Raw genomic sequence first — 6,000 nt, 5'->3', positions numbered from 1 at the left:
AAACGAGGGACAAATTGACTGAACGTGACCGGTCAGTGTAAAACTGCTGCCGCCAGCGAGCATTGGTGTGCAGGTCGGTCACGATGCCCGGAACGGACGGTCACGTTCGCCGGAATACGCACTGATCGCGAAAGAGCAGAATGGCATGTTCGTACCACAGTGATTTCAGTTCCGCTTTGATCTCGTCGGTGAGAGGATCACTGATATCGAAACCGGAGATTTCTGCACCGACGTTTTCCAGAGGCGAAACAGTGAGAGTCATCATTATTTCCTTTAATTATGTCAATTGAATGTGGGCAGTTTTATTCAACTATGCTCGGATCCAGGCGCAACTCCCTTCGAGCCATCGCTTCCCAGCAAAACGGGAAGCCATTAGCATCTGTAATAGAGACCTTCTCTATCTCTTCGTTGCCAAGCGGTTCTGCACCGCCTGCCAGCTCAACTTCATAGGCGCGTTTGCAGCGCCATTCCAGGGTGACTGCGCGCAGATGTGCCTGACGCAAATCCTTGCCAACCACTAGTGAACCGTGATGGGCGAGCAGGGCCCACTTGGCGTCACCTAGCGCTTCTGCGGCGGACAAGCTGCTTTTCTCTTTCTCAAAGGTTCCGGTATATTCATTGTAGATGGGCAATTCTGCACCACAGTGTGCTCCAGTTTGATCATATATTGGAGGTACTCGCTGCAGATTTGCCCAAATTCCGCTCCAATGCGCGTGGTTGTGGATAACGACATTAACCTCGGGGCGCAACGCGTGTAATTGAATGTGCAGGCCAATCGCCGGTGTGATGTTCCACTTTCCGTCAATAATTCGGCCTTCTGAGTCCAGCGTCATAATGTCACTGGCGGTCAATTCATCCCAGGCCAATTCCCAGGGATTGGTCAATATCGTCCCATCAGGTAGGCGATAAGAAATATGTCCGGCAATGTGCTCGTTCCAGCCTTCTCTAAACAACATCCTGCACATCAGAGCGACGCGAGCTTTTTCACTGAGTTCAGGCAATAGCGCTCGGCGACCGGGCATTGGGGCGAACTGCTCCACCATCGCTTGATTCAATCCGTCATACTGATTCATAGAGTGTCCCTCTCGTCACAAATACTAGAGGGCTTCATGCTAGTGCATGCTGGTGGTTCTGGCAGTGCAAATCCAGCCAAATCTGTGTCCAATCACGCCACAGTGCTGCTAGCCGAAAATTGCATCGCGGTACGTTTTGGGGGAATGTCCAGTCCACTTCTTGAATGCTCTCTGAAAACCGGAGTTGTCAGCATAACCAAGACAGTGTGCTACCTGGGTCAAAGATAACGTGGGGTCACTTAAATACCGACGTGCATGTATTTCGCGTACCTGATCGAGCAACTGCTGGTAAGTCCAGCCTTGCTCCTGGAGTTTGCGACTGAGGGTTCGACTGCTACAGTGCAATTGCTTGGCCATTTGATCAATAGTCGGTGGCTCAGTAGGGTTATCAACGATAATCTGCCAGACTCGCCACGCTACGTTGCCTTGATTTCGCGAGATGCTTCGTTTTTCACAAATTACCTCATATAGTGCGGCACTCTGTGGGCTGGCTTGTGGTAGCGGTTTATCAAGAATCGCGGCGTCAAAATATAGCTTCGTATCAACAGAGTCAAACTGAATCGGGCAACTGAAGATAGTCTCATACAACTCAGCGTGCGGAGGGGCAGGATAATCACAGTGCAACCTTGTTACCGGCAGGTTTTCACCTAGAACCCACCGACAGGTTGTGATGATATTTGCCAGGACATCTTCAACCGCGAGCAAGCGTAGTTCTCCGAGGGTCGCCTGCGCTTGAACCTGATAGCAACCCTCGCCGTTGGATTCACTGAAGGACGTAACGATTTGTCCTCCCGAAAACCGACCAGAGTAATTCTGATAGCGTAACGCCACGGTACTTGACTCACGTAATGTTGCGCTGGATATCATCAGGTAAGCCAACTGGTCAAGCGTTGCCATCGAGCGATGCAGGCCAATTCGCAGCCCCAAAGCCGTGTCTTTGCTCGCGACCAGAGCGTCCCTGAGAACTCCGCGATGCTGCTCTGCTTTGATCGCATTGTCCGGGTTTTCAAGTTGCGCAGGCCTAATCTGGTTTTGCTCTTTGAGCGCCTCTGTATCGATGCCCAGAGAAGACAAAAAGTCGAGTAACCAGATTATGTAACGTGCATCTGTATTGATGACATTGGCTCCAATTGGTGGCGGGGCGATGTGGCCTTTGAGCTTAGATCGGTAAGTCGGGACAATTCAGTTTTCTGATCGCTGCCGCAATTTGACATAAGATAGATATTGGCACTTAATCCTAGCTTAATCGCGCTGGCGGGCAAACTTGAAAAGGGTATATCCGGGATTAGTTGACCACTACAAGCTGCCGCTAGTATCTCTATCCTCAGTAGCCGGATAGTCTCTCCAGGTATCGCAGCCACGCTGGCCGCAGTGAAGCGTTTGGTTCTGGTTGCTAACCGATTGCCGAACTTCCTCGTAACTACCTTATGCTTTTTCATGGCCTGATCTTGTTTGGCGATCTTTGACTGAAAGGCTTCCGTAACCGTGGCTATCCCCAATGTTGCACTCATGAAGCCAGACAGGGCTGCGTTAAAGGCGGTACGGGTAACGGTGGGGATGTTTGTTGCGAGCAGGCCGAGAATAGTGCAGGTGAGGAGTGCTCGTCGTAGCCAGGTAACCCTTGTCAGCTGTTTTTCATCCTCATAATCCACTCTGCTGAGGCTCCCGAGTATTGAGCTAGTTTCAAGTAATACCGACAGATATTAGAGCATCTCGATGTTATGCCATCGGCTTCACAAGCTTGAAATAAATATAACTCTGGGGTTATTATCTGCTTAGTCCCAAGGAGGGGACGTGAGAAGCAAGGAGTTGATTTTGCTTGTTGAGAAAGATGGCTGGGTGCTAAGGCGCGTGCGCGGTAGCCACCATCAGTTTAAGCATCCCACCAAGCCGGGTCTGGTTACGATCCCGCACCCAAAAAGGGACGTGCCAAAGGGTACCGTGAAGAATATTTTGCGCCAGGCAGGACTGGAGGATTGGAGCATCACATGAAGTACGCAGTTGTAGTGCACCATGATGAGGGCAGCGCCTACGGAGTCAGTGTCCCCGATCTGCCGGGATGTTTCTCTGCCGGCGATTCATTTGATGAGGTGCTGGATAGTGTGATCGAAGCCATCGAGTTTCACCTCGAGGGAATGGCAGAGGAGGGTATGGAAATTCCCAGTGCCGAACCCATCGAGGCCCACCTGGACAATCCTGACTATGCCGGCGGTACCTGGGGCTTTGTGGATATCGATCTCAACCCATATTTGGGTAAAACCGAGAAGATCAACGTGACACTACCAAGCGCAATAATCAGAAAAATCGACGCCAAGCACAAGAACCGTTCAAGGTTTCTGGCGGAGGCAGCGCTGAAGGCTTTGACGTAGCACAGGTACTTTCGACCTGCCGCTTAGGAGTTGGAGTGAGGAGGCAGGTCTGTCGTTGTAGCGTGATGAAAAATAAAGCGTTTCTGCAAGTTCTGTTTCCCACACCGCACCAACCGAGCCTATCCCGAACTCGTTCGAGGTCAGTTTCGGTCTCCGCCCACAGCAAGCCTAAGATTCGTAACAGCTTTTCCAAACTGAACTGCGAACTTCTTCCGAACCGAACCGTGGTTACGTCAGGTTCGACGGGTGAGACGGGTAGGGGAGGTGTTTCGGGGGGTTGACCGTACCCCCGTAATTCGAGCCACGCAGGATGTGAGCATTTGAAGAACAAGCGCTTGGTAAAGGTGACCGTGCTAGGCCGGTGTCCATCACTTCGATCCAGCACATTTGAAAGTTGTGTATATGATAGTAATATACATCAATGATTGACCTCAACGAGATAACAGGCTTTGACTGGGACGCGGGTAACGCTCGCAAGAGTGCAGACAAGCATGACGTAAGCCAGTTTGAGGCGGAGCAACTGTTCTTCAATGTCCCGCTGTTGTTGTCAGCCGACCCGAAGCACAGCCTTGATGAAACAAGAGTTCATACACTGGGAAAGACGGACGCCGGAAGAAAGTTGCATGTCACGTTCACCCTGAGAGGAGGAGGGACCCTTATCCGGGTGATCTCCGCCAGAGATATGCATCGGAAGGAGAGGGCAGTATATGAGCAAACGTAAGAAAACCAAGCGCATACCGAAGTTCGCTTCAGAGCAGGAAGAACGAGAGTTTTGGGAAGTTAATGATTCCAGTGAGTACGTTGATTGGACTCAGACTGAATCAGCATCATTGCCAAATTTGAAACCTTCCACCAAGACGATCTCCCTGAGGTTGCCAGAAGGCTTACTCGAAAGTATTAAGATCGAGGCTAATAAACGAGACATGCCTTACCAGTCATTGATAAAGGCCTGGTTAGCGGACGATGTTAAAGAGAGTCGGCAGGGGTAGTTTGGTTCGCGATCTGTTCGGCAGATCATCGACCAATCGACTGTCAATCAACAATCCCGCCCAGAACATCGGCAGGTGCAGTCGTTATAAGTCCATGAATCTATAGGAGTTGGTCCGCCTGGCAAGATTCGAACTTGCGACCTGCCGCTTAGGAGGCGGCTGCTCTATCCAGCTGAGCTACAGGCGGGTAATAAGAAAGGGGCGCATTATTCCTGTTGCGGCGGTTGATGGCAAGCCCGGGCCCGGTACAGCCCGGGCCCGGTACAGCGCGGGCCCTGTGGTGAGTATACCCCTGGCAAAAGCGGTCCCGAAACCTTCAGTTTGATATGAATCAAGTGTTCCAGAGTCATTGTCTCCGGGCCCTTGAAAAGTCGTGGAGCCAGCCCTATTTATTGCTACAGGAAAAGACAAACCACATGTAAAAGGAGGTGTCGGATGTCTTTAGTTCCCCGTAGCAGTTTATTCGATGTCGATCGCTTTTTTGGCGACAACTGGCCGCGTGTGGCGGACCGCGAGATGGGTGAATTTTTTGCCCCGCGGGTGGATATCAAGGATGCGGATGATCACTACGAGATCACCGCGGAATTGCCCGGCATACCCAAGGAAAATATTCACGTGCATGTGAATGAGGGCATCCTCACCCTGGAGGCGGAAAACATCCAGGAGGACAAGGAAGAGAAAGAGGGCAGGATCATTCGCCAGGAGCGGCGCTATGGCAAGTTCATGCGCAGCTTCAACCTGGGCGGTGATGTTCACGAGGAGGACATTCAGGCCTCCTTCAGCGACGGCGTGCTCAAGCTGAAAGCGCCCAAGATGGTGGAGAAACCGCCGGTACGGCGCCGCATCGAAATCGACTGATCGCCCAGGCTGACCGCCGCGGGCGGTCAGCTGATCAGCATGGCCCGGATCACCCGGTGCAGCAGCTGTTTCTGTTTCTCCAGGGTGGCCGGGTCGGTGATATCGCCCCCGGTCATGGCATGGAAAGCCTGCTGGGCGAGTACGTAGCCGGTGACGATGTTGAACAGGGCGATAACGTTAAGCGCTAGGGTTTCCCCGTCGCTGTTGCCACCCATGTCCTTCATGCCTTGCAAGCCCTGGGAGAACAAACCATCCAGCCATCGCAGTACCAGCCGGTTTCCCACCGACTGGCTGTCGCCCTGTAGTGCCTGGTGAAACAGGTAGGCCATTTGCGGGTGGTCCATCAGCACGTCGGTCACCAGTGATGGCAGGTCGGTGTAATCGCGCAGCCCGGACGCCTTATCCAACCGCTCTGACATCACCCTGGCCATGGGGTTGAGCGAGCGATGCAACACAGCCTCATACAGTCCCTGCTTGCCGCTGAAGTGGTTGTAAATGCCGGGCTCTTTTATGTCCGCGGCCGCGGCGATCTGGCGCAGGCTGGTGCCTTCATAACCCTGTCGGGTGAACAGTTCTTCGGCCGCGTCCAGCAGTCGGCCGGCGGTGCGCTGGCCCTTGGTGAGCTTTCGGTCTTTGTTTGGCATAAATTATCAACCGATAGTCAATTAATAGGCGATTGATAGCATAAATCGGTCGCTTTTTCGATAATTG

The 6,000-nt window shown here is 52.5% G+C and carries 10 protein-coding genes and 1 tRNA gene; 5 read left to right on the top strand and 6 right to left on the bottom strand.

Going from position 1 to position 6,000, the window contains the following annotated elements:
* Positions 1-100 precede the first annotated feature (100 nt).
* From DWB85_RS04625 to DWB85_RS04610, 4 genes are all read right to left on the bottom strand, one after another.
* A complete protein-coding gene (locus tag DWB85_RS04625; protein WP_117953020.1) occupies positions 101-262 on the bottom strand; it encodes a TauD/TfdA family dioxygenase in 162 nt (53 codons plus the stop codon).
* Positions 263-302: 40 nt separating this feature from the next.
* Positions 303-1,073 carry a class II aldolase/adducin family protein gene (locus tag DWB85_RS04620; RefSeq protein WP_117953019.1) on the bottom strand — a complete coding sequence of 257 codons (771 nt, stop codon included), beginning with the start codon at positions 1,071-1,073 and terminating at the stop codon, positions 303-305.
* A 108-nt stretch (positions 1,074-1,181) separates the two neighbouring features.
* On the bottom strand, positions 1,182-2,147 hold the full coding sequence (locus DWB85_RS04615) for an AraC family transcriptional regulator (protein WP_205422659.1): 966 nt from the start codon (positions 2,145-2,147) through the stop codon (positions 1,182-1,184).
* A gap of 17 nt (positions 2,148-2,164) precedes the next feature.
* Complete coding sequence (locus tag DWB85_RS04610; protein ID WP_117953018.1) at positions 2,165-2,725, bottom strand: hypothetical protein; 561 nt, start codon at positions 2,723-2,725, stop codon at positions 2,165-2,167.
* A gap of 142 nt (positions 2,726-2,867) precedes the next feature.
* Here DWB85_RS04610 and DWB85_RS04605 point away from each other — a divergent pair, with 142 nt between their 5' ends.
* From DWB85_RS04605 to DWB85_RS04590, 4 genes are all read left to right on the top strand, one after another.
* Positions 2,868-3,065, top strand: a complete 198-nt coding sequence (locus DWB85_RS04605) for a type II toxin-antitoxin system HicA family toxin (protein WP_117953017.1) — start codon at positions 2,868-2,870, stop codon at positions 3,063-3,065.
* Positions 3,062-3,442 (top strand): type II toxin-antitoxin system HicB family antitoxin, encoded by a 381-nt coding sequence (locus DWB85_RS04600; RefSeq protein WP_117953016.1) that lies wholly within the window; start codon positions 3,062-3,064, stop codon positions 3,440-3,442. Before DWB85_RS04605 ends, DWB85_RS04600 begins: the two co-directional genes overlap by 4 nt.
* Before the next feature lie 421 nt (positions 3,443-3,863).
* A complete protein-coding gene (locus tag DWB85_RS04595; protein WP_117953015.1) occupies positions 3,864-4,163 on the top strand; it encodes a BrnT family toxin in 300 nt (99 codons plus the stop codon).
* Positions 4,150-4,431 carry a BrnA antitoxin family protein gene (locus tag DWB85_RS04590; protein ID WP_117953014.1) on the top strand — a complete coding sequence of 94 codons (282 nt, stop codon included), beginning with the start codon at positions 4,150-4,152 and terminating at the stop codon, positions 4,429-4,431. The genes DWB85_RS04595 and DWB85_RS04590 overlap by 14 nt, the downstream gene beginning before the upstream one ends.
* A 110-nt stretch (positions 4,432-4,541) precedes the next feature.
* Here the strand turns inward: DWB85_RS04590 and DWB85_RS04585 are convergent.
* Positions 4,542-4,618: transfer RNA gene (locus tag DWB85_RS04585), tRNA-Arg, on the bottom strand.
* A 248-nt stretch (positions 4,619-4,866) separates the two neighbouring features.
* On the opposite strand from DWB85_RS04585, the gene DWB85_RS04580 reads away from it, so the two are divergent.
* Positions 4,867-5,289, top strand: a complete 423-nt coding sequence (locus tag DWB85_RS04580; RefSeq protein ID WP_117953013.1) for an Hsp20/alpha crystallin family protein — start codon at positions 4,867-4,869, stop codon at positions 5,287-5,289.
* A gap of 26 nt (positions 5,290-5,315) precedes the next feature.
* On the opposite strand, the gene DWB85_RS04575 is transcribed toward DWB85_RS04580, so the two are convergent.
* Positions 5,316-5,933 (bottom strand): TetR/AcrR family transcriptional regulator, encoded by a 618-nt coding sequence (locus DWB85_RS04575; RefSeq protein ID WP_117953012.1) that lies wholly within the window; start codon positions 5,931-5,933, stop codon positions 5,316-5,318.
* Positions 5,934-6,000 lie beyond the last annotated feature (67 nt).

It is taken from the genome of Seongchinamella sediminis (assembly GCF_003457605.1).
Taxonomy (GTDB): Bacteria; Pseudomonadota; Gammaproteobacteria; order Pseudomonadales; family Halieaceae; genus Halioglobus; species Halioglobus sediminis.
This window is presented reverse-complemented; position numbering and strand designations above follow the sequence as displayed.

Excerpts from the sequence above, each read along its gene's own strand:
- DWB85_RS04625 (WP_117953020.1), bottom strand. The coding sequence starts at position 262 with ATGACTCTCACTGTTTCGCCTCTGGAAAACGTCGGTGCAGAAATCTCC.
- DWB85_RS04620 (WP_117953019.1), bottom strand. The coding sequence starts at position 1,073 with ATGAATCAGTATGACGGATTGAATCAAGCGATGGTGGAGCAGTTCGCC.
- DWB85_RS04600 (WP_117953016.1), top strand. The coding sequence starts at position 3,062 with ATGAAGTACGCAGTTGTAGTGCACCATGATGAGGGCAGCGCCTACGGA.
- DWB85_RS04595 (WP_117953015.1), top strand. The coding sequence starts at position 3,864 with ATGATTGACCTCAACGAGATAACAGGCTTTGACTGGGACGCGGGTAAC.
- DWB85_RS04590 (WP_117953014.1), top strand. The coding sequence starts at position 4,150 with ATGAGCAAACGTAAGAAAACCAAGCGCATACCGAAGTTCGCTTCAGAG.
- DWB85_RS04580 (WP_117953013.1), top strand. The coding sequence starts at position 4,867 with ATGTCTTTAGTTCCCCGTAGCAGTTTATTCGATGTCGATCGCTTTTTT.
- DWB85_RS04575 (WP_117953012.1), bottom strand. The coding sequence starts at position 5,933 with ATGCCAAACAAAGACCGAAAGCTCACCAAGGGCCAGCGCACCGCCGGC.